The organism is Cupriavidus necator (genome assembly GCF_013141915.1).
Taxonomy (GTDB): domain Bacteria; phylum Pseudomonadota; class Gammaproteobacteria; order Burkholderiales; family Burkholderiaceae; genus Cupriavidus; species Cupriavidus necator_B.
Map to the genome: position 1 here is coordinate 222,000 of NZ_SROX01000009.1, position 21,901 is coordinate 243,900.

Sequence of the window (21,901 nt, forward strand, 5' to 3'; positions counted from 1 at the left end):
TAACCTTGGTCCGTCGCCTTCACAGCCCGTGCCATGCCCTCACCTGCAACCCCGCGCCGAACGCCGCCGCCAACCACCCCGCAACCGCGGCTCCAGCGCGCCTACGCCTTGATCGAGGCGCTTGGCGCCTTGTCGATCGTGCTTGCCGGACTGCTGCCGATGACGGTGATCGGCACCACCGGCCTGGGCTGGCTGCGCCAGCTGGAGCGCCTGGCGCAAGCCACGCGCAGCGCGGCCGACGATGCCGAACTGGGCGGCTGCGCGGCGTCCCTGGCAACCGTGGTCGCCGCCATGGTGCCGATGCCGGATGCCGGCGGCTGCCCGCCGGCCGGCGCAACCGGGGGTGCCCTATGAACGCGCCCATTGGCACACGGATCTCGTGGGCCCGCACGCGCGGCTTCTCACTGGTCGAGCTGATGGTCGGCATGACGCTGGGCCTGATCGCCGCTGCCGCGGCCGGCGCCGCCTTGCTGGCCGCACACGCGGCGTATCTGGCCACCACTGACCGCGTGCTGATCGAAGAACGGGGCCAGCGCGCGCTTACCATCGTCGCCATGCTGCTGCGGCAGGCCGGATGGCCGGGCGAGCCTGCGTCCGGCAGCGCCAACACCGCCCTGCCCCCGGTCAGCGGCGCGGACAATTGCGGGCAAGCCGCCATGGCGGCCGTGCCTGCCTGCGCAAAGGCTGCGGTCGGCCAAAGCGACGCGCTGCTGGTCCGCTTCAGCGGCAGCGGCCGGCCCGTCGCGCCGGCGCAGCCGGACGACACCATGACCGATTGCAGCGGCTATCCGGTCGCGGCCCGGCTGGCGGGCGCCGAGGCAACCCCCGGCTATGTCGCGGAAAACCTGCTCTATGTGGCGGCTGGCACCGATGGCGTGCCGCAACTGCTGTGCCGTTACCCGACCCGCCGCAATGGCCTTATCGACGGCGGCGGCTGGACTTCGGGCGCGCTGGTGCGCGGCGTGGAATCGCTGCAATTGCGCTATGGGCTGGATCTGGACCAGGACGGCCGGCCCGAACGCTTCGAGACGGCATCGGCCCTCCCTGCGCTGGGCGAAGCCGCCTGGCAACGCGTGGTGGCGGTCCAGATCGCCATTGCCGTGCGGGGCGACCGGCCGGGCTCGGCCACGCCACTCCCAGGCGGCGGCATGGGCGCGGCGTGGCCGGCCGGCACCGCGGCGGGGGACCTGCCGCCCCCCGCGGCAGCGAAGGCCAGCACGGCACATCGCGTGTTCGCCGCCACGATACGGCTGCGCAATGCGCCCCGCTGCCAGGAGACGCTGTGTTAGCGCGCGGCCTGACACGCCCGCGCCAGGCCGGCGCGGTCACGCTGCTGCTATGCGGCACCATGCTGCTGATGGTGGTGCTGATCGCCGCCGCCACGCTGCATATGCTGCTATCCGGCCGGCAGCTTGCCGTCATGCAGCGCGAGCGCGAACTCGCCTTCCGCGCCGCCGAGGCGGCCCTGCGCGATGGCGAGGCCGAACTGCTGGCCGCCGCGGCATCGCTCGACCGGCACGATCGCCTGGGCCAGTGGCCGGCGCCGGGCCGCTGCGGCAGCGGCCAGCAGGCTGGCATCTGCCGACCCGGGGTGTCCGGGCCGCCGGTGTGGCAACCGTGGCTGCGCGCCGATGCCGGCGTCGACGCCATCGGCGTGCCGCTGGGGCGCTTTACCGGCGCAGCCCTGCCGGCGCCGCCGGCTGACGCCGCCGCAACGCAGGCGCCCCCACGCTATGTCGCGGAGATACTGGACGAAGCGCCGGCCGGCTACTGCGCGCCGGATCCGGCTGCCGCCTTCGCCCCGGCACCGCGGCTCCGGGTCACCGCGATCGGCTTCGGCCACACCCGCGCCGTACGCGCCCTGTTGCAAAGCGTGATCCAGCCATGATCGGCCTCGCCGCTCGCTACGCCCTTGTCAGCCTTGCCCTCGTCCTGGCCCCGGCATGCCACGCCGCCGGGTCTGAAGCGGGGCGGCTGCCGCTGGCCTACCGCACCACGAACGGCGCCTATCCGTGGACCGGGCGCTTGTTCGCGGTCGGCTGGCAGGATCCCGCCCAGGCACCCTCGCCGGATCTGTGGGAAGCCGGCGACCGCCTTGACCGCCGGACGGCGCCATCGCGGCGGATATTCACGTATGCGGCACCGGCCGGCGAGACGGCATGGGCCATGCCGCTGCAATGGGATGCCGTGGCCCGCGTCTTGCCCGATGCGGACCGCGCCGCGGTGGACTGGCTGCGCGGTGACCAGCCCCACCCCGGCCTGCGCCCGCGCGACACGCGCCTGGGCCATGCGGCAGGCGCACGGGTGCGGGTGGTGGCACCGCCGGCCTGGTCGCCCGGCAAGCCGGGCCACGCCGGCTTTCGCCTGCGCTACGGCCTGCGCCCGCACATGGCCTGGCTGGGCACCAGCGACGGCCTGCTGCATGCATTCGATGCCGCGACCGGCGAGGAGCGTGCCGCGTACCTGCCAGGCGCGCTGCTGCCCTATGCCGTTGCCATGACGGCGGCGGGTGCGCCAACGGTGCCGTCGCCGTGTCCGCGCCCTGACGCGCAGGATGTGGCCATCCTCGGCGCATGGCGCACAGTCTTGCTGTGCGGCATCCCGGCCAGTGCCGGAGCAGGCAACCCCCCGGCGGCTTTTGTGCTCGACGTCTCCGATCCCGACGGGCAGATGCCCTTCGTGCCGATATGGGAAGTCGCCGCGACCGAGACCCTGCCACTGGCCGGGCGCGGGCCGGTACGTGCCGCCGGCATCCGTGGCGCGGATGGGTTGCGCTGGTTCGCGGTGGTGATCCTTGGCGCCAGCGCCAAGGGCGCGGCAGGCGCAGCCCGTGCCGGACTTGCGTTGCTGCCACTGGACAAGCCAGCCGGCGCCGCATGGGCCGGCCAGCATGCCATTCGCACCATGCCTTTGCCGGAACGCGATTGCCTGGGCGAACCCGCGGCCAGCCAGCTGGTGGCGGTCAGCGTGCTGTCCGATCTCACCGGCGCCGCGCTCGCTGCCTACGCCACCGACGATGCCGGCCAGCTCTGGCGCTTTCCGCTCGCCGACGCGCCGCAGGCCGGGGCCGGCCTTGCCGCGGCATGCCTGCACCGGATGCGCCAGTTTGCGCAGCCGGCCGGGGACGAAGCCCCCGTGCTGCTCGGAGCGCCGACGGCGCCCATGGTGGTCTACGGCGCCGGCAACGAACTGGCCGCGGTGGCCGATGACCTTGCCGCGCGCAGCGCCACAGCGCGCACGGCGCGGCAGGTCACGACCCAGGCCACGGACAACGGCCATATCCTGCGTGCGATACCGGGCGGCGCGGAGGATGCCGGCTGGCGCCTGACCCTGCCCCATGCCGGCGAACAACTGGTCGAGATCCAGCCGCTATTCCCCGGCTATCTGCTGTTCGTGACACGCACGCCCGATGGGGCGCAGCGCAGCTACCTGGTGCTGGCGGCAACCGGGGAATCCTTGGTCCAGCGCAGCACCGAGCGCCTGCTCGTCGCCACCGGCCAGCTGCTGCCGCCCGAGGCGAGCGTGTTCGCGACCCGCATCGAATTGCCGGGCACGCCTGCACAAGCGGGCGAGCCCGGGCGCCAGGCATATTCGCTCTCGGTGTGGTCCGCTACCGGCAACGCCGTCACGCGCGTCGCGCAAACGCTGGCCACGCGCCGCACCGGGCGCCTGCGCTGGCGCGAGCTCGTCGGCCCGGCACGAGAGGATTCACCATGATGACCCTGGCATCGACTTGCCGGCGCAGGCGCGGCTTCAGCCTGATCGAGCTGGCGGCGGCGCTGGCCGTGCTGGCCATCCTCACGGCCATTGCCGTGCCCGCGTGGCAGCGCCATCTGGCGCGAGGCTGGCGCGCGCAGGCCCGCACCGCGCTGGCCGGCGCGATGCTGCAACGGGAACGACACGCGCTCGAGGCCATGACCTTTGCCGTCGCGCCGGGGTCTGACGTGGTTGCCGGCGAGTGGCCGCTGCGCGTACCGGACAGCGGCCCCGTGCGCCATCTGGTGAGCGCCGGCGCTTGTCCGCAAGCCACGCTGGACACCTGCGTCGAACTCCGTGCGACGCCGCAAGCCACCGATCCCGAATGTGGAACGCTGATCCTGCGCAGCACCGGCCAGTGGCTGGCGCAGCCCGAAGACACAGTGCCGCGGCCGTTGCCGCCCCATTGCTGAGGCCATGATGGACATGTCATGGGATGCCGGCAGGCAGCGCGCTCCGGATGGCCTGACGCTGCTCGAACTGGCCGCCGGCCTGGCCATTCTTGGCCTGCTCTCGGCCGCCGCCTATCCGCTCTTCAGCGGCATGCTCGCGCGCCAGCAGGTCACGCTCGCGGCCGACAGGCTAGCAATGTCGCTCGCGCTGGCTCGCGCCACCGCGTTGTCACGCCGCATCGAGGTGACGCTGCAGCCGCTGCCGGGCGAGGCCACGCTGAGTCCGGGCTGGCAACTGGTGACGGACGGCGCCGGACCGGACCGGCAGGTGGTGCTGTCCGTGGTTGAGCCGGGCATGCCGTGCCTGTCCGTGACGCTGCGGCAAACCGTGCGCGGCGCCAATGTGCTGAAATTCCTGCCTGTGGGATACTCTCGATCTGAGCAGGGCGGTTTTCAGGCCGCCACCTTCACGCTTGGCTGCCGTGGCGAGCAGCGGCAAGTCAGGCTGGGCGCGCAGGGACGTATCCGACTCTGCACACCCGGCCGCGACGCTGACTGCGAGGCGGCGGAATCCTCCGAGCCGCCATGACCCGGCTGCCCTGTCACCCCAATCGCAGCGCCAAGGCCCACCCGATCGCCGAATGTTTTCCGATACCGACCACGCCGCCATGCAACAGGCGCTCGCGCTCGCCGCGCGGGGCATGTTCAACACCACGCCCAACCCTCGCGTCGGCTGCGTGCTGATCAAGGCTGGCCAGGTGATCGGACAGGGCTTCACCCAACCGGCCGGGCAGGACCACGCCGAGATCCAGGCGATGAAAGACGCGTTGTCACGGGGGCTCGATCCGGCCGGCGCCACCGCCTATGTCACGCTGGAGCCGTGCAGCCATTTCGGGCGCACGCCGCCATGCGCCGATGCGCTGGTGCGCGCTGGCGTGACGCGCGTGGTGGCAGCGATGGAAGACCCCAATCCGTCGGTCTCCGGGCGCGGCCTGCAGCGCCTGCGCGATGCCGGCATCGACGTGCGCTGCGGCCTGCTGGAAAAAGAGGCGCGCGACCTGAATATCGGCTTCGTCTCGCGCATGACGCGCGGGCTGCCGTGGGTGCGCGTCAAGGTGGCGGCCTCGCTGGATGGTGCCACCGCGCTGCATGACGGCACCAGCCAGTGGATCACCGGCCAGGCCGCGCGCGACGACGGGCACGCCTGGCGCGCGCGCGCCTGCGCCATCCTGACCGGGATCGGCACCGTGCGCGACGACAATCCCGCCCTGACCGTGCGGGCCATCGCCACGCCGCGCCAGCCGCAGCGGGTGCTGGTCGATTCCCGGCTCGAAGTGCCGCTCGACGCCCAGATATTGGCGCCTGACACCGGCGAGTTCGCCAAGCCCGTGCTGGTGTTCTGCGCGGTGGAAGACCGCCAGCGCCAGCGCGCGCTGGAGGGCCGCGGCGCTGAAGTCGTGGTGCTGCCCAACCCGCACGGCAAGGTCGAATTGCGCCGCATGCTGGAAGAGCTCGGCCGCCGCGGCATCAACGAATTGCACGTCGAGGCGGGCTTCAAGCTCAACGGTTCACTGGTGCGCGAGCATTGCGCCGACGAACTGCTGATCTACCTCGCGCCCAAGCTGCTCGGCGATGCCCAGGGCATGTTCAACCTGCCGCCGCTGGCACGGCTGCAGGATGCCGAGCAGTTCCACTGGCATGAAGTCCGGCAGATTGGCGATGACCTGCGCCTGATCGCCCGGCGCAATGACACGTAGCGCCAGTTGCGCCAGCGCATCCCAGATTCCCAAAACCTCAAGCACAAGACTCCACCATGTTTACTGGCATTGTCGCGGCGGTCGGCCGCATTGAATCCGTTTCCCCGCTCGGCGCCGCCGCCGACGCCGGCGTGCGCCTGCGCATCGCCGCGGGCGGGCTGGACCTGTCGGACGTCATCATCGGCGACAGCATCGCCATCCAAGGCGCCTGCATGACCGTGATCGCCATGGCGCCCGACGCGTTCGACGTCGAAGTCTCGCGCGAATCGCTCGACAAGACCGTCGGGCTGGACCGCCCGGGCCGCGTCAACCTGGAAAAGGCGCTGCGCCTGGCGGACCGGCTGGGCGGCCACCTGGTGTCGGGGCATGTCGACGGCCTGGGCGAGGTGGTGCATTTCGCGCCGGTGGGCGAATCGCATGAGCTGCGCATCCGCGCCCCGCGCGAGCTGGCGCGCTACCTGGCCTACAAGGGCTCGGTGGTGGTCAATGGCGTGTCGCTGACCGTCAACCGCGTCAGCGATAACGCCGACGGTTGCGAGTTCTCGATCAACCTGATCCCGCACACCGTCGAAGTCACCACGCTGCAGGAGCTCAAGCCGGGCGCGCGCGTGAACCTCGAGATCGACCTGATCGCGCGCTATGTGGAACGGATGCTGTCGACCGCGCAGGTTCCCGCGTAAGCGGCGCCGCTACTTGCCCTCGTCGGGCACGTTGTAAGCCTGGCGCAGCTGGTCCGTGAAGGGGCGCAGCGCTTCCACGCACGCGGCGCTGTCGCCGCCTTCCATGGTCGACAGGCTCCAGTTGCAGCCGCTGGCATCCGGCGCGTGCCAGACGATATCGCCAAAGCAGGCGCCCTCGCAGGCCGGCACCTTGGCCAGCTGTGCCCGTACCATCGCACGCAGTTCGGCCTTGTTCTTGATCTGTCTCGACATCGCTGTCTCCCTGAGTTGTGCAACCCTGCGGACGCGAGCGGACTGGGGCCGGATCCGCAGTCCGGCGGGCACTTCTGCTCCGCCACTGGTGCAGCTTACGCTGCCCGGCGCCCTTCGTGGCGGTTTTCTTGCCGCGATGGCTATCTTGTAAGAGAGCTGGGACAGACGGCGCCACGCGCCTAGAATGAATCAGTTGCGCGGATGGCCGGTCTGGCCGCGGCGCACGCCAAGCATTTCCGGCTTTCCCTCGCCTACGCCTCTTCGGACGGTGACCCCGGCGGTCGCGTTCTGTCCCCCTGGCGTTTCCATGCACCCGCCACGCCGCGCGCCAGCGCCGTGGCCGCCGTGCCGGCTCGCGCCCGGCAGCGATCGCTGCGCCGCCGCGGCCGGCAAACCAGAGGAACGACCATGCCTGAGCTCGCCACCCGAATGACTTACCGCTGGATTGCCGCGCTGCCGCGGCTGCAGGACCGGCGCCATGCCGCCCGCGCGCCGCAGCAGATGGGCTTGCTGCGGCTCAGTTCGACACCGCTGCGGCGCGCCGTCACGCTGCTGATCGACTGGGATCGCGCCGTCGGCAACGGCTGGCCGCGCTTGCAGCCGCCGTCATGGCCGTTGTTCAGGCCATTCAGGCGAGCCGGCACACGGCGCTATGCCGGCTTTCCGTGGTGCCATGGCCGGCCTCCTGTCTGAGGGAATGCAGCGTATCGCCATCTCGCCGTATCTCACGCGCCTGCGCAGCGCCAACCAAATGGAACCACCATGGGCGAAAGCTTCTTCTATCAGCACTGCCACGTTGTCGTAACGCTGGCCGAGGTCAGCTTCGGCAAATGGGAATGGTCATATGCGCTCGATGCGCATGCCAGCTTCGCCCAGCCCAACGCCGGCCTCCCTACCCGCGAACTCGCGCTGGCTGACGCAACGCGCGCAGCCCGGGCTCGCATCGCCAGGACCTCGCGCCTGCGCACCGCGGCCGAGGCCGCCTCGCGGACGCCACTGGCCCAGGCCGCGTAACGCCGACGCATTCCGGCCAGGGCGCCGCAGTCGGCACCCCGGCCGGCCCCGGCGCTCCGCTGCGGCGCGCGCCTCTCCACACACCACGACAGTCGGCGCACTTTCCGCTGCCGCCGCCTCCCGCATGGCCTGCCTTGGCGTACAATACCCGGCTTGACTGGGCAACCCGCGGGGCGTATATAGCCCGGCGGTCCTGGCCCCATGCCCCGCCTCAGTCCGGCCGCTTTCCACCGCGGCCATGGTTCCTGCCCCAGTTATTCGCCGGTTTTCGCCCGACTTCGCCCCAACTTGCCGTTCAGCACGCCATGACAATCGCCCGTACCGAAGACATCATTGCCGACATTCGCGCCGGCCGCATGGTCATCCTTGTCGACGAGGAAGACCGCGAAAATGAGGGCGACCTGGTCCTGGCTGCCGATTTCGTCACCCCGGAAGCCATCAACTTCATGGCCAAGCATGGCCGCGGCCTGATCTGCCTGACGCTGACCGCCGAGCGCTGCCGCCAGTTGGACCTGCATCCGATGGTAAGCCGCAACGGCACCCAGCACGGCACCAACTTCACGGTGTCGATCGAGGCGGCCGAGGGCGTAACCACCGGCATCTCCGCCGCCGACCGCGCCCGCACCGTGCAGGCCGCCGTCGCGCGCGACGCCAAGCCGGCCGACCTGGTCCAGCCGGGCCATATCTTCCCGCTGACGGCGCAGCCCGGCGGCGTGTTGATCCGCGCCGGCCATACCGAGGCCGGCTGCGACCTGGGCGCGCTGGCCGGATTGACGCCCGCAGCCGTGATCTGCGAGATCATGAAGGACGACGGCACCATGGCACGCCTGCCCGACCTGGTCGAGTTCGCGCAGGAGCACGGCCTGAAGATCGGCACCATCGCCGACCTGATCCACTACCGCAGCCGCACCGAGAGCATTATCGAGCGCGTCGGCGAGCGCGCCATGCAAACCCCTTACGGCACCTTCCACAGCATCGCCTACCGCGACAAGCCGACCGGCCAGGCCCACCTGGCGCTGGTCAAGGGCCAGCCCACCCCGGAACAGGAAACGCTGGTGCGCGTGCACGAGCCGTTCTCGGTGCTGGACCTGCTGGAAGTGAAATGCACCACCCACTCGTGGAGCATTCCGGCGGCCATGCACGCTATCGCCGAGGCCGACAACGGCGTGATCGTGCTGCTGAACTGCGGCGACACGGTGGAGCAGCTGTTCACGCAGTTCGGCGCGCTCGACGCCCCGCAATCGCGCCCCCGCCGCAAGCCGGACCTGCGCACCTATGGCATGGGCGCGCAGATCCTGAAGGATGTCGGCGTCGGCAAGATGCGCGTGCTGGCGGCCCGCCAGCGCATGCCCAGCATGACCGGCTTCGACCTGGAAGTGACCGGCTACCAGCCGATGAACGGCCAGGCCGACTGAGCTGGCCCCACATACCCGGGCCGCGGCGCATGCCGCCGCGGCCCTCCCGAAAACTGGAGAATTGAACAATGGATCACGGCTTCTACCCCAGCAACCTCGACGGTGAAGGCCTGCGTATCGGCATCGTGCAGGCCCGCTTCAACGAGCCGGTCTGCGCCGAGCTGCTCGAGGCGTGCGTGGCCGAGCTGGAAAAGCTCGGCGTCGAGGGCGAAGACACCCTGGTGGTGACCGTTCCCGGCGCGCTGGAAGTCCCGCTGGCGCTGCAGAAGATGTGCGAGAGCGGCCAGTTCGACGCGCTGGTCGCGCTGGGCGCGGTGGTGCGCGGTGAGACCTATCATTTCGAGCTGGTCTCGAATGAGTCGGGCGCCGGCATCACCCGCGTCGGCCTGGACTTCAATGTGCCGATCGCCAACGGCATCCTGACCGTCGACTCCGACGAGCAGGCCCACGCCCGCACTCGCGAAAAGGGCCGCGACTGCGCCCGCGCCGCGGTGGAGATGGCCAACCTGGTGGCGGCGCTCGATTCGCTGCGCGGCCAGGAAGACGAAGACGAGGACGACGATGAGTGATACGTCGAAACATCCCGACCAGCAGGCCGGCGCCGAAGCCGGCAAGGCAGCTGGCGGCAAGTCCGGCGCGGCCCGCACCGAAGCCAAGGCCCCGCCCAAGAGCGCGCGCCGCCGCTCGCGCGAGCTGGCCCTGCAGGGCCTGTACCAGTGGCTGCTGAACCGCAACGACATCGGCGCGATCCAGGCCCACCTGCACGACGCGCAAGGCTTTAACAAAGCCGACCGCGAGCACTTCGACGCGCTGCTCAACGGCGCCGTGCGCGAAGAAGCCCGCCTGACCGCCGCGTTCGAGCCGTTCCTGGACCGTTCCGTCGACGAGCTCTCCCCGGTCGAGCGCGCCGCGCTGCTGGTCGGCAGCTATGAGTTGGTGCACTGCCTCGACATCCCGTACAAGGTGGTCATCAACGAAGCCGTCGAGCTGACCAAGACCTTCGGCGGCGTCGAGGGCTACAAGTATGTCAACGGCGTGCTGGACAAGCTGGCCGCCCAGGTGCGCGCCCCCGAGGTGGCTGCGCGCCGCTGAGCCCTGCCCCGCGGCCTTGCCGTGCCGTCACGCTGGCCCTGCCGCCGGCGCCGATGAAGACGACACCCGCCGCGGCGGGTGTTTTCGTTCCCACCTACCCCTTCTTGCTGAATGGGCCCCTGCCCGCCCTGGAACACCATGGACTTGCAACGCCTGGCCACCGCCTCCCGCCTCGCCAACATCGACGCCTTCCATGTGATGGAGCTGGCCAAGCAGGCCGCCGCGCTGGAACGTGCCGGCCGCCATATCGTGCACATGGGCATCGGCGAGCCGGACTTCACTGCGGCCGAGCCGGTGGTGCGCGCGGCCGAAGCTGCGATGCGCCGCGGCGTCACCCAGTACACCGGCGCGCTTGGCATCCACCCGTTGCGCGAGGCCATTGCCGGCTATTACCAGACGGCCTACGGGCTGGATATCCCGGCCCGGCGCGTGATCGTCACCGCCGGCGCCTCGGGCGCGCTGCTGCTGGCGTGCGCGGTGCTGGTCGAGATCGGCGCCGAGGTGCTGATGCCCGATCCCAGCTACCCGTGCAACCGCCACTTCGTGGCCGCCTTCGACGGCGCCGCGCGCATGATCCCGAGCGGCCCGGCCGAGCGCTTCCAGCTAACCGCGGCGCAAGTCGAGGCCAACTGGGGCGAACAGACCCGGGGGGTGCTGCTGGCCTCGCCGTCCAACCCGACCGGCACCTCGATCCTGCCCGACGAGCTTGCCCGGATCCTGCAGGCGGTGCGCGCGCGCAACGGCTTTGCCATCCTCGACGAGATCTACCAGGGCCTGTCCTACGACGCCCCGCCGGTGTCGGCGCTGAGCCTGGACCCTGACGTGGTCACGGTGAACAGCTTCTCGAAGTACTTCAACATGACCGGCTGGCGCCTGGGCTGGCTGGTGGTGCCCGAGGCACTGGTCGAGGCCTTCGAGAAAGTCGCGCAAAACCTGTTCATCTGTGCCTCCGCGGTGGGGCAATACGCCGCGCTGGCGTGCTTTACGCCCGAGGCGCTGGCCATCTACGACGAGCGCAAGGCCGAATTCCGCCGCCGCCGCGACCTGATCGTGCCGGCGCTGGAGTCACTGGGCCTGCGCGTGCCGGTGCGCCCCGACGGCGCCTTCTATGTGTATGCGGACTGCCGCGGCGTCAACCACCCGGCCGCCGGCGACGCCGACCGGCTGACGCAGTCGATGCTGCACGATGCGGGCGTGGTGATGGTGCCGGGGCAGGACTTCGGCCCGCATACGGCCAGGGACTACATCCGGATCTCTTACGCGACGTCGCGCGAGAATATTGAAGAAGCGATGGCGCGGCTGGGCAATCTGTTCCGCTGACCGCGCCGGATGCCGGAGGACCGGCAAAAAGAAAAGCACCCCGCGGGGTGCTTTTCTTTTGGGCGTTGCCGCAGCCAGCCTCAGGCGTTGTGCGGCCCGGTGTTGGCTTCCAGCTTCTCGGTCGGCGCGTGCTCGGCCGGGGCCTTGTCCTCGGCCGGCTTGTCGGCGTGGGCGGGCGCGCTGCGCACGCCGATCAGCTGGCGCAGGCGGGCACGCTCGGCCAGCACCTTGGCGCCGTAGCCGCCGTCGGTGGCCGTGGTGGCGCCGACGTAGTACTTCAGGCCGCCCTCGAGCGAGCCGGCGCGGGCGATGCAGTCCTTGAGCACCAGTGCGCCGATCTTGATATTGGCGTACGGGTTCAGCGCCGCGGACACGCCGCCGACGGCTTCGTATTTGTCCTGGTGGACCTTGGTCATCACCTGCATCAGGCCCTGCGCGCCCACGCCGCTTTCGGCGTACGGGTTGAAGCTGGACTCGATCGCGATCACGCCCAGGATCAGCAGCGGATCGATGCCGACCTCGCGGCCGGTCAGGTAGGCCGCCTTGACCAGTTGCGCCGTGGCCTGCGCCGCCACGCGGTACTTGCGGGCGATATAGTCGGCTACGGCGGCCTGCTCGCGCGCGCTGCCGAGCGTGCCGCTGGTGCTGCGGGCGTCCATCGCCACGCGCGTCACCGGAATCTGCGCGGCCAGGTGCGCGACCGACGGCACCTTGGTATTGGCAGCCAGGGTCCATTCGTCGACGCCCGACACGGTCGGCAGACCAAGCTTGCCGCCGCGGCCATTGCCGCCGCCATAGCCCAGCTTGGCCGCCGCGACGTCCGCCGTGCTGGGCGGAACGGGGCTGGCGACGGCTGCGCTGTTGGCAGTGCCGGCATGCGCCGGCGCTGCCACGGCTGCGCTCACCAGCACCGCGGGGGCTTCGTCGCCGGCCAGCAAGGCGGCCAGCGTGGTGCGCCATTCCTGGCTCACCGACAGCGACACCGCCGAAACGACCGCCACCACGCCCAGGCTGTTCAGGGCGTACTTCAGCGTTGCACGGCCCCCGCGCAACGCGCGGCCCGCGACCGGATGCGCGAGACGGACCTGCAATGCCCGACTCACTCCGGGTACCGGCTGTCGGAGGCGAACCTGCAAGGCCCGCCCGATGCCGGGAAGATGAAGGGTTTTCCAACCGCTCATGCTTACCTCCATCCGTTGCCCGCTTCGCGTGCCAAACTGCGGCGCGCGCCCGATCTCAACGTACTCAAGTAAGGATGCCGCGCCGTCTAGCAGAGACGACCAAGCACCTGTTGGCAGGGCGCTCCCCATGCGCCCAACTGGAAACAGGTTGCACTCTGGGGGAGCACCACCTGCCACGACTTAACTCTCTACACTCCGGCATGTCGCCGGAGGCGACCGGTCATCCCGCCATTCGCGCGGGGCCTTGACCATCGGTCCTTGCTGGAGGGACTTTCTGGCACGTTCTTTTGATGTGCACCCCTTGACACAGGGGGAAAATCCATGTTGCGACGCAACACTCCATGGAGCAGACCGGATTGTAGGAACGGTGTTATATCCCGTCAAGAATAAAAACAGTTAAATACAAAACTTTTAGTTATTTGTAACAAGCCGACACTCGTCGATCCGGCATCACTCGCCCGCCCGCAAACGCAGGCGTGGCCTTGGCTCGCCGCGACAAGTCCCGCCCACGGCCGGGCAAAAAACTTACAATTTCCGGGGCACCGGCCTGGCGATTTTTTTGCCGCTGCTCGGAGGAATGTGTATTGTCACCGACCTGACCGCCGCCTCGCCGGAACCCGTGCGAATGCCGCACCACAACAGAATTCACCATGCAATACAAAGACTTGCGCGATTTTATCGGCCAACTTGAGGGCCTCGGCGAGCTGCGGCGCATCGCGCGGCCGGTGTCGCCCAACCTGGAAATGACCGAAATCTGCGACCGCCTGCTGCGTGCCGGCGGCCCCGCGGTTGTCTTCGAGCAGCCTGCGGGCGCCCCCCACGGCGACATCTATAGCGTGCCGGTGCTGGCCAATCTGTTCGGGACGACTCGCAGAGTCGCATTTGGCATGGGCGCCGAATCGATGGAAGACCTGCGCGACATCGGCCGGGTCCTGTCGGCGCTGAAGGAACCGGAGCCGCCGCGCGGCCTGCGCGAGGCTGGCAAGCTCTTCACGCTGGCCAAATCCGTGTGGGACATGGCACCGAAGCGGGTCAGCAGCCCGGCGTGCCAGGAAGTGGTGTGGGAGGGCAACGACGTCGACCTGGCGCGCCTGCCGATCCAGACCTGCTGGCCCGGCGACGCCGCGCCGCTGATCACCTGGGGTCTGGTGGTGACCAAGGGCCCGCATAAAATGCGGCAGAACCTGGGCATCTACCGCCAGCAGGTGATCGGCCGCAACCAGGTCATCATGCGCTGGCTGGCGCACCGCGGCGGCGCGCTCGACTTCCGCGAGCATGCACTGGCCAACCCGGGCAAGCCGTTCCCGATCGCGGTAGCGCTGGGCGCCGACCCGGCCACCATCCTGGGTGCGGTGACGCCGGTGCCCGATACACTGTCCGAATACCAGTTCGCCGGCCTGCTGCGCGGCAGCCGCACCGCGCTGGCGGGTTGCCTGACGCCGACGCTGTCCGAACTGAGCGTGCCGGCCTCGGCCGAGATCGTGCTGGAAGGCCATATCCAGCCCGACCCCGACCACCCGTCCGGCTACCAGCATGCGCTGGAGGGCCCGTTCGGCGACCACACCGGCTATTACAACGAGCAGGACTGGTTCCCGGTCTTCACCATCGACCGCATCACCATGCGGCGCGACCCGATCTACCACTCCACCTACACCGGCAAGCCGCCCGACGAGCCGGCCGTGCTGGGCGTGGCGCTGAACGAGGTGTTCGTGCCGCTGCTGCAGAAGCAGTTCCCCGAGATCACCGACTTCTACCTGCCGCCCGAGGGCTGCAGCTACCGCATGGCGCTGGTGCGGATGAAAAAGCAGTACGCCGGCCATGCCAAGCGCGTGATGTTCGGCGTGTGGAGCTTCCTGCGGCAGTTCATGTATACGAAGTTCATCGTGGTGGTCGACGACGATGTCGACGTGCGCGACTGGAAGGAAGTGATCTGGGCCATCACCACCCGCGTCGACCCCAGCCGCGACACCGTGCTGGTCGACAACACGCCGATCGATTACCTCGATTTCGCCTCGCCGGTGTCGGGCCTGGGCTCCAAGATGGGCATCGACGCCACCGACAAGTGGCCGGGCGAAACCACCCGCGAATGGGGCACGCCGATCGCCATGGATGCGGCGGTCAAGGCCAAGGTCGACAGCTTGTGGGAAACGCTGTTCGAGCACCCCGCCAAGCGCTGACGGCCGCAGGCAGGCGCCTGAATCCAACCGCCGTTATCATGTCACGCTGATGCCGGGCGCCCGCAAGGCGCCCGCAGCCCACCATCGCACCATCCGATGCCCGCGGCAGACGGGCGCAAGGAGGAGACATGACGACCGCCGCCCCGCTCGCCGAAGGCAACCTGATGTGGACGCCGTCCGAGGCGTTCCGCGACAACAGCCAGGTCGCGCGCTTCATGCGCTGGCTGCGTGACGAACGCGGCCTGGCCTTTGACGACTACGACAGCCTGTGGCAGTGGTCGGTCAGCGAGCTGGAAGCGTTCTGGGACGCCGTGCGCGCCTATTTCGACGTGCACTTCGACACCCCGGCCACGCAAGTGCTGGACCGGCGCACCATGCCCGGCGCACGCTGGTTCGACGGCGCCACGCTGAACTATGTGCAGCAGGTATTCCGGCATGCCGGCAGCGGCAGCGCCCGCCAGCGCACCGCCATCCGCCATGCCGGCGAGGCGCAGCCGCTGGCCGATATCAGCTGGCATGCGCTGGAAGCCCAGGTGGCATCGCTGGCGCATGCGCTGCGCCAGATGGGCGTGCAGCGCGGCGACCGCATCGCCGGTTATCTCCCGAATATCCCCGCCACCGTGGTGGCCTTCCTGGCCACCGCCAGCGTGGGCGCGGTCTGGTCCGGCTGCGCGCCGGACATGGGCCAGGTGGCGGTGGCCGACCGTTTCCGCCAGATCGAGCCCAAGGTGCTGATCGCCGTCGACGGCTACCGCTACGGCGGCAAGGTCTACGACCGCGCGCCGGTGCTGGCCGAACTGGTCGCTGCCCTGCCCTCGCTGACCGACCTGGTGCTGCTGCCGCAAACCGGCAGCATCGCTGCGCCGCCCGCCGGCGTGCGCGTCCACGCCTGGCAGGACGTGCTGGCGCACGACGTGCCGCTGGCGATCGACCCGGTGCCGTTCGACCATCCGCTATGGATCGTCTACTCGTCCGGCACCACCGGCATGCCCAAGCCGATCGTGCATGGCCATGGCGGCATCGTCATCGAGCAGCTCAAGCTGATGGCGTTCCACAACAACCTGGGCCCGGACGATGTATTCCACTGGTACAGCAGCAGCGGCTGGATCATGTGGAACGCGCAGGTGGCGGGGCTGCTGCTGGGCACCACCATCGCGCTCTACGACGGCAACCCGGCGTGGCCGGACGCCGGCGTGCTGTGGCGCTTTGTCGACGATGCCGGCGTGACGCTGTTCGGCGCCGGCGCGGCGTTCTTCACCAACTGCATGAAGGCCGGCATCGAGCCGGCGCGCATCGCCGACGTGTCGCGCCTGCGCGGGCTCGGCTCGACCGGCTCGCCGCTGCCGGTCGAGGCCTACGACTGGGTCTACCGCCATGTGCGCGAAGACCTCTGGCTGGTGCCGATGTCGGGCGGCACCGATTTCGCCGGCTCGTTCGTCGCCGGCTGCCCGCTGCTGCCGGTCTACTCGGGCGAGATGCAGTGCCGCTGCCTGGGCGCCAAGGTGGAAGCCTTCGACGAAAATGGCCAGCCGCTGGTCGATGCGGTCGGCGAACTGGTCTGCACCGAGCCGATGCCGTCGATGCCGCTCTACCTGTGGGGTGACACCGACGGCAAGCGCTATCGCGACAGCTATTTCGACACCTACCCGGGCGCGTGGCGGCATGGCGACTGGATCAAGATCACCAGGCACGGCGGCGCGGTGATCTACGGGCGTTCCGATGCCACCATCAACCGCCACGGCATCCGCATGGGCACCAGCGAGCTGTACCGCGTGGTCGAAGACCTGCCCGAGGTGCTCGACAGCATGGTGGTCGATCTGGAATACCTGGGCCGCGAATCGTACATGCCGCTGTTCGTGGTGCTGCGCGAAGGCGTGGTGCTGGACGACGCGCTGCGCGACACGCTGCGTGCGCGCATCCGCAGCGCGCTGTCGTCGCGCCATGTGCCCAACGAGATCGTGCAGGCACCGGGCGTGCCGCGCACGCTGTCGGGCAAGAAGATGGAGGTGCCGATCAAGAAGCTGCTGCTGGGCCATGCCCCGCAAAGCATCGCCAACCGCGACGCCATGGCCAATCCCGACACGCTCGACTGGTACTTCGACTACGCCGCGCGCTTTCTCAAGGCGCGGCAGGCCGAATCGGCCGCAACCTGAACGCCGGCGCCTACACCTTCTACGCCATGCAAAACCAACCGACCGAAGATTTCCAGGGCCAGTCGCTGGTGCGAATAGGTCACGCCGATTCCTATCTGCTGCTGGCGCCGCAACATGGCGGACGCCTGGTCCGCTGGGTGCACCGCGGCCAGGACGTCCTGTACTGGCCCGAGGCCGCCGACTGGAGCCGCCCGGCCAAGGTCCGCGGCGGCAACCCGCTGCTGTTCCCGTTTATCGGCCGGCATTTTGCCGAGGCCAAGCCAGGACAGTGGCAAGACCAGCAAGGGACGGTGCATACGCTCTCGCAGCATGGCTTTGCGCGCGACCTGCCCTTCGACGTCAGCGCCCTCGACCCGCAGTCTACGATCACGATGACGCTGCGCGACAGCGCAGCCACCCGCGCCGGTTTCCCGTTTGCCTTTGCCTTCGATGCCGTCTACGCGTTGCTGCCCGACGGTCTGGAAGTCACGCTGCGCACCACCAATACCGGCACGCAGCGCCTGCCGTGCTATCCCGGCCACCACTTCTATTTCGCCCTGCCCCACGCGCAACGCGCCGCGGCCTCGCTGGCGCTGCCGCGCACGGAGCGCCTGCGCCAGCTGCCGGATGGCAAGCCGGGCCCCGCGGGGCCGGGCGAGTCGACATACCGGCTCGACGATCCACGGCTGCAGGACACGTTCCACGTCTTCCGCGACAGCCCGTCCGCCATGCTGTCCATGCCAGGGCGCGAGATCCGCTTCGAGCTCGACCTGCCCGGCAGCGTGCCCTGGCATGCCGTGACCACCTGGTCTGAGAGCGAGACCTGCGACTTCTATTGCGTCGAACCGTGGGTGGGCCTGCCCGACGCCATCCACCACGGCCAGGGGCTGCGCTGGCTCGCGCCCGGCCAGACCGAAAGCGCGGTATGCCGGCTGCGCGTGGCGGGCTGATTCCGCCGGGGCCCTTGCCGTTGGCCAGAGGTCGGCTCAGTGCTCGAAATCAAGCCCGCCGATCAGGATCTGCGGATCGGCCTGCGACAGCGAGCGGAAATCGATGCCGCGCGGCTCCTGCCACGCCCGCAGCTTGGACGGCAGCGCCGCGAGGTAGCCGGCAAAGCGGGCCTCGCCGCCGGCCGCGAACAGGCGCTGCACTTCCAGCCCGTCCCATGCCAGCGTGACATCGAGCGAATGCGGATGACGGCGCAGCTCAGGCGGCCCCTCCCCGGTCATGCACAGGCGTGGAGGGTGGTTCGGGACCTCGGCGGGCAAGGTATGCAGCTGCACGCGACGGTGCTGCCTGCCGATTGCATCGACGATGCGGGGCAGGCATTCCGCTTCAAAGCGAGCGTAGAAGTCCGTGGTCAAGGTGTTGGCGTCCTGACGTTGCGAATCAAAGGCGCCGGTTGCCCGATATGGAGCGCCGGCGTTGCCACCCACTATACGCCGTCTCGCGCGCCAGCGGACAACTGGTACATCCGGAAGCCCCCACCCGGCGACAGTACCCCCGGTCTCGCCCTCCTCCAGGTTCACGGCTCGCGGTCTGCCGTTCGCCTCCGCCGGAAATTCGGCGATGTTCCGTAGCCTTGCCGCCGCGATAATAGGGCTCAACATCTTGGCTATCGCCTCAAAGAGGGCCCCACGGTGGACTGCGGTTTGAACCGCTAAGGACCAGTTCAGAAGCAAACTATGATGCGTCTGGCCAAGTGCTCAAATCAACCATCACGCGCATGCAACCCAACTCGCGCAGGTACTCCAATGTCTTTTCCAGTCTGTCAAAGCGGTGCGGCCCCTTACTCGAACGCAACCACTGGAAGCCATTGACGCGCACATACCAACCCGCCGGTGCTGGCAAAATTTCGACAAATTTCACTAAATCGCGCGCAAGCAAGGCAAGGAACTGATTTTCGAATAGATCTGTCAAGTATCTCTCCTTCAAATAGATTAGATCAAACAAGGAAAAAAGCACCGATGCCTTCGAAGCGGGCAACAGCGGATATCACCAAAGCTTTGAGCAATGAGGGCAGCAGCGCGTTAGCGGCCCAGATAAACGGCTGTAATCTCCTCCCGGTTGTGACCCAACTCCGCCGAAATCTGTAGCCGTGCTGAGTTATCCACAACCCGTTGTTGCTGCGTTAGCTGTGATGAAACTGGGCCGCCTGCTGCAGGAGCTGGCCAGCCAGTGAGCTGCTGATAGCGACGCTGAGCATACTCATGCCGAAGCCCGTGTAACTTCGACATGCCGGCCTTTTTGACGGCTGAAACATAGCGACGAAGCTGGTCGACATATTTGAGCTCCTTGGGGATCATGGAACCGTTCCCACAAAACGTAACTGCACGTGCAAGCACCGCCCGCTGATGCTCGTCCGTAATAGGTACAGCACGCGCCCGACCGCCCTTGCACCACGTCGGCTTGAGTTTAATTTCGTGCGCGACATCGGCCGTCAGCCCTGCCAACGCATACGTCGCCTGAAATTTCAGGCATTCTTCTCGACGCAGTCCGAACGCCTGCTGCAACTCGATGGAACAACGCAGACGCTCATCGGTAATCTTCTCGAGATCCCCCGACGCGAGCACAAGCGCCTTTGAAATGTTCGTCACATAGCGGCGCCTTCCAATACCCAACTCAGCATTGGTGCGTGGAATGCAATTCTGTTTGCCAACTTTCTCAGCCCACCACCTCACATGTGCCATGCGGTTTTTCATGGTGCCCACAGCAATACCGGACGTCTTCCAACGCTCGACCAACACTGCAACATGCTTTGGCTTCAATCCCGTAGCGGGAAGTGTCCGGAAGCCTATGTCTTTAAGGTCATGAGCTACCTGCGCGAGCACTTCCTTGCGGGCCGCTCGGGTCGCATATGAGCCATCACGGTTGCGCTCAACCAAGCGCATCAGGTCTACGAATATATCGATCTTCACCGGTATCCTCACTCGTCTTAACTTTGGTCAGTGTTAACTGCGACTGGCTAAACCAGCCCTAGCACCGTGACCCTCAGGTACGCGGTACGGGTAAAGCGACCAGCCACGGCATTACCAGCCGGCCCGTGTGTCCCGTCGGGCTCACACAGACGTTCTGGCGATAACATGCGGTGACTACGTTAGGCGGAGCCCTAATCCACCTTCTTTACTTTCCAAACAGGCAACCTGGTTTCCGTTGGATGTCTGCTTTGAGAGTGCAGACGGACTCGCCAGACAAGTTCTGGCTATGCTCAGGGTGTCCTGAGGAAACAAGGAGGGGGAAAGGCCTTGAACCCCTTATCAACGCCGCCGAATACGGCTATAGCGAGAGGGCAAGAAGATGTGTTAGCGAGGCACGCGAAGCCCTCCGCTAAGGTCTAGGGAAGGACGGAGGAATCAGTGAAGGACGCTGAAAGAATGACCTCCGCAGTTGCTACGGAGCCCCATCGAAAGGGGGGCTGATCAGCAGCTGGACGGACTTAGACAGCCCAGCTGATCAGCCAAAAAATTAGACAGGTATGACTAAAATAGTAGCTACAGCGCCAAGCGCCTCACCATATAGTAGTCTTGCCACGCCTACTTGTGGCACGCAATGCCAATGTCGATGCCCGAAGGGCGAGAAGTGCTCGTTAGATTAGTGCGTCGCATCCAATTTGGCAAGCCTGTCTATATCCCGTGCGGTCTTTCTGAGCCCTTCTCGTGCTAGCGGACTGACTGCACAGCAGTCAACGAGGGGCCAGGTATCTGCACCGCGCGTGCCAAGATAGTTGACGAATGCCATGAGTCCTTCGAATTGCCAGCATCTGCGCTCCCATCGATATGCTTTGGCGCTAGACATTAAATGGCTCTATGACGATCGGCTATGGGGACAAATCGTGATCTGCACCGCCCTGACGACATCGGCAATGGCAGTCTCGCAGATGACGCTCCTCCCACTCCTTCTCCTGAGCGCGAAGACTGTTCCGAGCAACCCAAATGAAGAAGGCCGCGATGGGCGCCCCTACCATCAAGACAGCTAAGCCGATCGTCATAGCAATCATCCTGAGATTCAGTGTAGGACATAGGGGAATAGCTCCTGCCCAACTGCGTAAATGCGGCTCGACAGAAAGAGGGGACGTCCTAGGTTGAATTCGAAGCGCAGCACCTGGTTTCGTATCCTGCGCCAGTGGCAAGGCAACATGCCCTTGCCCTGCCAGTAGGCAGCACAAGCAGCAACGCATTGCACAGCTGGCTGATAGTGGGCCAGCTTGCCCTGCTCGTATTGCAGGTAGGCTGCCACTAGCGAGTGCAGTTGCACTGCAATAGCCTGCTGGGAAGCAGGAAGGCGAAATGGCCGATGCGCCAAGGTAGCGCCTAGGGCGTGGAACGGTGCAGCGGTCCGTGCAAGATTGCCGGCGTGGCGCGCCGTTTGCCAGAGGACAAACATGCCGCTCATGGTAAGAATTGCTCCGGTTCGGCGCCGCCAAGGATGCCGACGCAGACGTAGCATACCCAATCCTACTCAGAATGTCACGATTAGTGTGTGGCTGATTAGTGTTCACGCTTCGACAGTAAGGGGTATGAAAAGAACCCTACGCCATCGCTTTGGCAAGCGAATACGTGAACTTCGGCAAGCAACCGGCCTCTCCCAAGAAGCATTTGCGGATCATGTAGGCTTTGCGCGCACCTACATGAGCCGCATTGAAACCGGAGGTGCCAATGTGCGTGAGCACGAGATTCGATGGATGCGCGAGCACGGTAATTGATGGTCGGCTGCGGCACCGTCCATCACCAATG

The 21,901-nt window shown here is 67.5% G+C and carries 24 protein-coding genes; 18 read left to right on the forward strand and 6 right to left on the reverse strand.

Annotated features, from left to right (window positions below; genetic code table 11):
* Positions 1-33 precede the first annotated feature (33 nt).
* From E5S69_RS18500 to E5S69_RS18535, 8 genes are read left to right on the forward strand one after another with little or no spacing between them, the layout of a single operon-like run.
* Positions 34-354, forward strand: coding sequence for a hypothetical protein (locus E5S69_RS18500; protein WP_171516094.1), 321 nt, complete (start codon positions 34-36; stop codon positions 352-354).
* Entirely contained in the window at positions 351-1,289 is a 939-nt protein-coding gene (locus E5S69_RS18505) for a PilW family protein (RefSeq protein ID WP_171516095.1), read from the forward strand. Before E5S69_RS18500 ends, E5S69_RS18505 begins: the two co-directional genes overlap by 4 nt.
* A complete protein-coding gene (locus tag E5S69_RS18510) occupies positions 1,283-1,888 on the forward strand; it encodes a hypothetical protein (protein WP_336510600.1) in 606 nt (201 codons plus the stop codon). Before E5S69_RS18505 ends, E5S69_RS18510 begins: the two co-directional genes overlap by 7 nt.
* A complete protein-coding gene (locus tag E5S69_RS18515; RefSeq protein WP_171516096.1) occupies positions 1,885-3,717 on the forward strand; it encodes a pilus assembly protein PilY in 1,833 nt (610 codons plus the stop codon). The genes E5S69_RS18510 and E5S69_RS18515 overlap by 4 nt, the downstream gene beginning before the upstream one ends.
* Positions 3,717-4,169, forward strand: coding sequence for a type IV pilin protein (locus E5S69_RS18520; RefSeq protein WP_171516123.1), 453 nt, complete (start codon positions 3,717-3,719; stop codon positions 4,167-4,169). The genes E5S69_RS18515 and E5S69_RS18520 overlap by 1 nt, the downstream gene beginning before the upstream one ends.
* A gap of 13 nt (positions 4,170-4,182) precedes the next feature.
* A complete protein-coding gene (locus E5S69_RS18525; RefSeq protein WP_423766646.1) occupies positions 4,183-4,737 on the forward strand; it encodes a GspH/FimT family pseudopilin in 555 nt (184 codons plus the stop codon).
* 52 nt (positions 4,738-4,789) lie between these two features.
* A complete protein-coding gene (gene ribD / locus E5S69_RS18530) occupies positions 4,790-5,905 on the forward strand; it encodes a bifunctional diaminohydroxyphosphoribosylaminopyrimidine deaminase/5-amino-6-(5-phosphoribosylamino)uracil reductase RibD (RefSeq protein ID WP_171516097.1) in 1,116 nt (371 codons plus the stop codon).
* A 56-nt stretch (positions 5,906-5,961) separates the two neighbouring features.
* Positions 5,962-6,585 carry a riboflavin synthase gene (locus E5S69_RS18535; protein WP_171516098.1) on the forward strand — a complete coding sequence of 208 codons (624 nt, stop codon included), beginning with the start codon at positions 5,962-5,964 and terminating at the stop codon, positions 6,583-6,585.
* 9 nt (positions 6,586-6,594) lie between these two features.
* Here the strand turns inward: E5S69_RS18535 and E5S69_RS18540 are convergent, their stop codons facing one another.
* A complete protein-coding gene (locus tag E5S69_RS18540) occupies positions 6,595-6,837 on the reverse strand; it encodes a hypothetical protein (protein ID WP_171516099.1) in 243 nt (80 codons plus the stop codon).
* 408 nt (positions 6,838-7,245) lie between these two features.
* Here E5S69_RS18540 and E5S69_RS18545 point away from each other — a divergent pair, with 408 nt between their 5' ends.
* The 6 genes from E5S69_RS18545 to E5S69_RS18570 all read left to right on the forward strand — a co-directional run bounded on the left by E5S69_RS18545 (position 7,246) and on the right by E5S69_RS18570 (position 11,678).
* Positions 7,246-7,530, forward strand: coding sequence for a hypothetical protein (locus E5S69_RS18545; protein ID WP_171516100.1), 285 nt, complete (start codon positions 7,246-7,248; stop codon positions 7,528-7,530).
* A gap of 69 nt (positions 7,531-7,599) precedes the next feature.
* Entirely contained in the window at positions 7,600-7,851 is a 252-nt protein-coding gene (locus E5S69_RS18550; protein WP_171516101.1) for a hypothetical protein, read from the forward strand.
* Positions 7,852-8,156: 305 nt separating this feature from the next.
* Positions 8,157-9,266 carry a bifunctional 3,4-dihydroxy-2-butanone-4-phosphate synthase/GTP cyclohydrolase II gene (gene ribBA / locus E5S69_RS18555; RefSeq protein WP_171516102.1) on the forward strand — a complete coding sequence of 370 codons (1,110 nt, stop codon included), beginning with the start codon at positions 8,157-8,159 and terminating at the stop codon, positions 9,264-9,266.
* Between the two features lie 68 nt (positions 9,267-9,334).
* Positions 9,335-9,835 carry a 6,7-dimethyl-8-ribityllumazine synthase gene (gene ribH / locus E5S69_RS18560; protein WP_171516103.1) on the forward strand — a complete coding sequence of 167 codons (501 nt, stop codon included), beginning with the start codon at positions 9,335-9,337 and terminating at the stop codon, positions 9,833-9,835.
* The gene (gene nusB / locus E5S69_RS18565; RefSeq protein ID WP_171516104.1) at positions 9,828-10,358 is read left to right on the forward strand and encodes a transcription antitermination factor NusB; all 531 of its coding nucleotides are present in this window, start codon (positions 9,828-9,830) and stop codon (positions 10,356-10,358) included. The genes ribH and nusB overlap by 8 nt, the downstream gene beginning before the upstream one ends.
* A 138-nt stretch (positions 10,359-10,496) precedes the next feature.
* Positions 10,497-11,678: a pyridoxal phosphate-dependent aminotransferase gene (locus E5S69_RS18570; protein ID WP_171516105.1), complete on the forward strand. Its 1,182-nt coding sequence runs from the start codon at positions 10,497-10,499 to the stop codon at positions 11,676-11,678.
* 80 nt (positions 11,679-11,758) lie between these two features.
* Here the strand turns inward: E5S69_RS18570 and E5S69_RS18575 are convergent, their stop codons facing one another.
* Positions 11,759-12,859, reverse strand: a complete 1,101-nt coding sequence (locus E5S69_RS18575; RefSeq protein WP_171516106.1) for a lytic transglycosylase domain-containing protein — start codon at positions 12,857-12,859, stop codon at positions 11,759-11,761.
* Between the two features lie 650 nt (positions 12,860-13,509).
* Between E5S69_RS18575 and ubiD the strand changes: the two genes are divergently transcribed.
* From ubiD to E5S69_RS18590, 3 genes are all read left to right on the forward strand, one after another.
* Complete coding sequence (ubiD, locus tag E5S69_RS18580; protein ID WP_171516107.1) at positions 13,510-15,036, forward strand: 4-hydroxy-3-polyprenylbenzoate decarboxylase; 1,527 nt, start codon at positions 13,510-13,512, stop codon at positions 15,034-15,036.
* 128 nt (positions 15,037-15,164) lie between these two features.
* Positions 15,165-17,189: an acetoacetate--CoA ligase gene (locus E5S69_RS18585; RefSeq protein ID WP_171516108.1), complete on the forward strand. Its 2,025-nt coding sequence runs from the start codon at positions 15,165-15,167 to the stop codon at positions 17,187-17,189.
* A gap of 26 nt (positions 17,190-17,215) precedes the next feature.
* Positions 17,216-18,118, forward strand: a complete 903-nt coding sequence (locus tag E5S69_RS18590) for an aldose epimerase (RefSeq protein WP_171516109.1) — start codon at positions 17,216-17,218, stop codon at positions 18,116-18,118.
* A gap of 36 nt (positions 18,119-18,154) precedes the next feature.
* On the opposite strand, the gene E5S69_RS18595 is transcribed toward E5S69_RS18590, so the two are convergent.
* From E5S69_RS18595 to E5S69_RS18610, 4 genes are all read right to left on the reverse strand, one after another.
* Positions 18,155-18,532 (reverse strand): DUF5594 family protein, encoded by a 378-nt coding sequence (locus E5S69_RS18595; RefSeq protein WP_171516110.1) that lies wholly within the window; start codon positions 18,530-18,532, stop codon positions 18,155-18,157.
* Between the two features lie 319 nt (positions 18,533-18,851).
* Positions 18,852-19,088, reverse strand: a complete 237-nt coding sequence (locus tag E5S69_RS18600; RefSeq protein ID WP_171516111.1) for a hypothetical protein — start codon at positions 19,086-19,088, stop codon at positions 18,852-18,854.
* A 110-nt stretch (positions 19,089-19,198) separates the two neighbouring features.
* The gene (locus tag E5S69_RS18605; protein WP_171516125.1) at positions 19,199-20,059 is read right to left on the reverse strand and encodes a phage integrase N-terminal domain-containing protein; all 861 of its coding nucleotides are present in this window, start codon (positions 20,057-20,059) and stop codon (positions 19,199-19,201) included.
* 1,114 nt (positions 20,060-21,173) lie between these two features.
* Positions 21,174-21,560 carry a hypothetical protein gene (locus E5S69_RS18610; RefSeq protein WP_171516112.1) on the reverse strand — a complete coding sequence of 129 codons (387 nt, stop codon included), beginning with the start codon at positions 21,558-21,560 and terminating at the stop codon, positions 21,174-21,176.
* A 124-nt stretch (positions 21,561-21,684) separates the two neighbouring features.
* Here E5S69_RS18610 and E5S69_RS18615 point away from each other — a divergent pair, with 124 nt between their 5' ends.
* Positions 21,685-21,870 (forward strand): helix-turn-helix domain-containing protein, encoded by a 186-nt coding sequence (locus E5S69_RS18615; protein WP_171516113.1) that lies wholly within the window; start codon positions 21,685-21,687, stop codon positions 21,868-21,870.
* The last annotated feature ends 31 nt before the right edge of the window (positions 21,871-21,901 follow it).

Excerpts from the sequence above, each read along its gene's own strand:
- E5S69_RS18615 (WP_171516113.1), top strand. The coding sequence starts at position 21,685 with ATGAAAAGAACCCTACGCCATCGCTTTGGCAAGCGAATACGTGAACTT.
- E5S69_RS18575 (WP_171516106.1), bottom strand. The coding sequence starts at position 12,859 with ATGAGCGGTTGGAAAACCCTTCATCTTCCCGGCATCGGGCGGGCCTTG.
- E5S69_RS18505 (WP_171516095.1), top strand. The coding sequence starts at position 351 with ATGAACGCGCCCATTGGCACACGGATCTCGTGGGCCCGCACGCGCGGC.
- E5S69_RS18520 (WP_171516123.1), top strand. The coding sequence starts at position 3,717 with ATGACCCTGGCATCGACTTGCCGGCGCAGGCGCGGCTTCAGCCTGATC.
- E5S69_RS18545 (WP_171516100.1), top strand. The coding sequence starts at position 7,246 with ATGCCTGAGCTCGCCACCCGAATGACTTACCGCTGGATTGCCGCGCTG.
- E5S69_RS18535 (WP_171516098.1), top strand. The coding sequence starts at position 5,962 with ATGTTTACTGGCATTGTCGCGGCGGTCGGCCGCATTGAATCCGTTTCC.
- ribBA (WP_171516102.1), top strand. The coding sequence starts at position 8,157 with ATGACAATCGCCCGTACCGAAGACATCATTGCCGACATTCGCGCCGGC.
- E5S69_RS18605 (WP_171516125.1), bottom strand. The coding sequence starts at position 20,059 with ATGCGCTTGGTTGAGCGCAACCGTGATGGCTCATATGCGACCCGAGCG.
- ribD (WP_171516097.1), top strand. The coding sequence starts at position 4,790 with ATGTTTTCCGATACCGACCACGCCGCCATGCAACAGGCGCTCGCGCTC.
- ubiD (WP_171516107.1), top strand. The coding sequence starts at position 13,510 with ATGCAATACAAAGACTTGCGCGATTTTATCGGCCAACTTGAGGGCCTC.
- E5S69_RS18610 (WP_171516112.1), bottom strand. The coding sequence starts at position 21,560 with ATGAGCGGCATGTTTGTCCTCTGGCAAACGGCGCGCCACGCCGGCAAT.
- E5S69_RS18550 (WP_171516101.1), top strand. The coding sequence starts at position 7,600 with ATGGGCGAAAGCTTCTTCTATCAGCACTGCCACGTTGTCGTAACGCTG.
- ribH (WP_171516103.1), top strand. The coding sequence starts at position 9,335 with ATGGATCACGGCTTCTACCCCAGCAACCTCGACGGTGAAGGCCTGCGT.
- E5S69_RS18500 (WP_171516094.1), top strand. The coding sequence starts at position 34 with ATGCCCTCACCTGCAACCCCGCGCCGAACGCCGCCGCCAACCACCCCG.
- E5S69_RS18570 (WP_171516105.1), top strand. The coding sequence starts at position 10,497 with ATGGACTTGCAACGCCTGGCCACCGCCTCCCGCCTCGCCAACATCGAC.
- E5S69_RS18540 (WP_171516099.1), bottom strand. The coding sequence starts at position 6,837 with ATGTCGAGACAGATCAAGAACAAGGCCGAACTGCGTGCGATGGTACGG.
- E5S69_RS18515 (WP_171516096.1), top strand. The coding sequence starts at position 1,885 with ATGATCGGCCTCGCCGCTCGCTACGCCCTTGTCAGCCTTGCCCTCGTC.
- E5S69_RS18590 (WP_171516109.1), top strand. The coding sequence starts at position 17,216 with ATGCAAAACCAACCGACCGAAGATTTCCAGGGCCAGTCGCTGGTGCGA.
- nusB (WP_171516104.1), top strand. The coding sequence starts at position 9,828 with ATGAGTGATACGTCGAAACATCCCGACCAGCAGGCCGGCGCCGAAGCC.
- E5S69_RS18585 (WP_171516108.1), top strand. The coding sequence starts at position 15,165 with ATGACGACCGCCGCCCCGCTCGCCGAAGGCAACCTGATGTGGACGCCG.
- E5S69_RS18525 (WP_423766646.1), top strand. The coding sequence starts at position 4,183 with ATGTCATGGGATGCCGGCAGGCAGCGCGCTCCGGATGGCCTGACGCTG.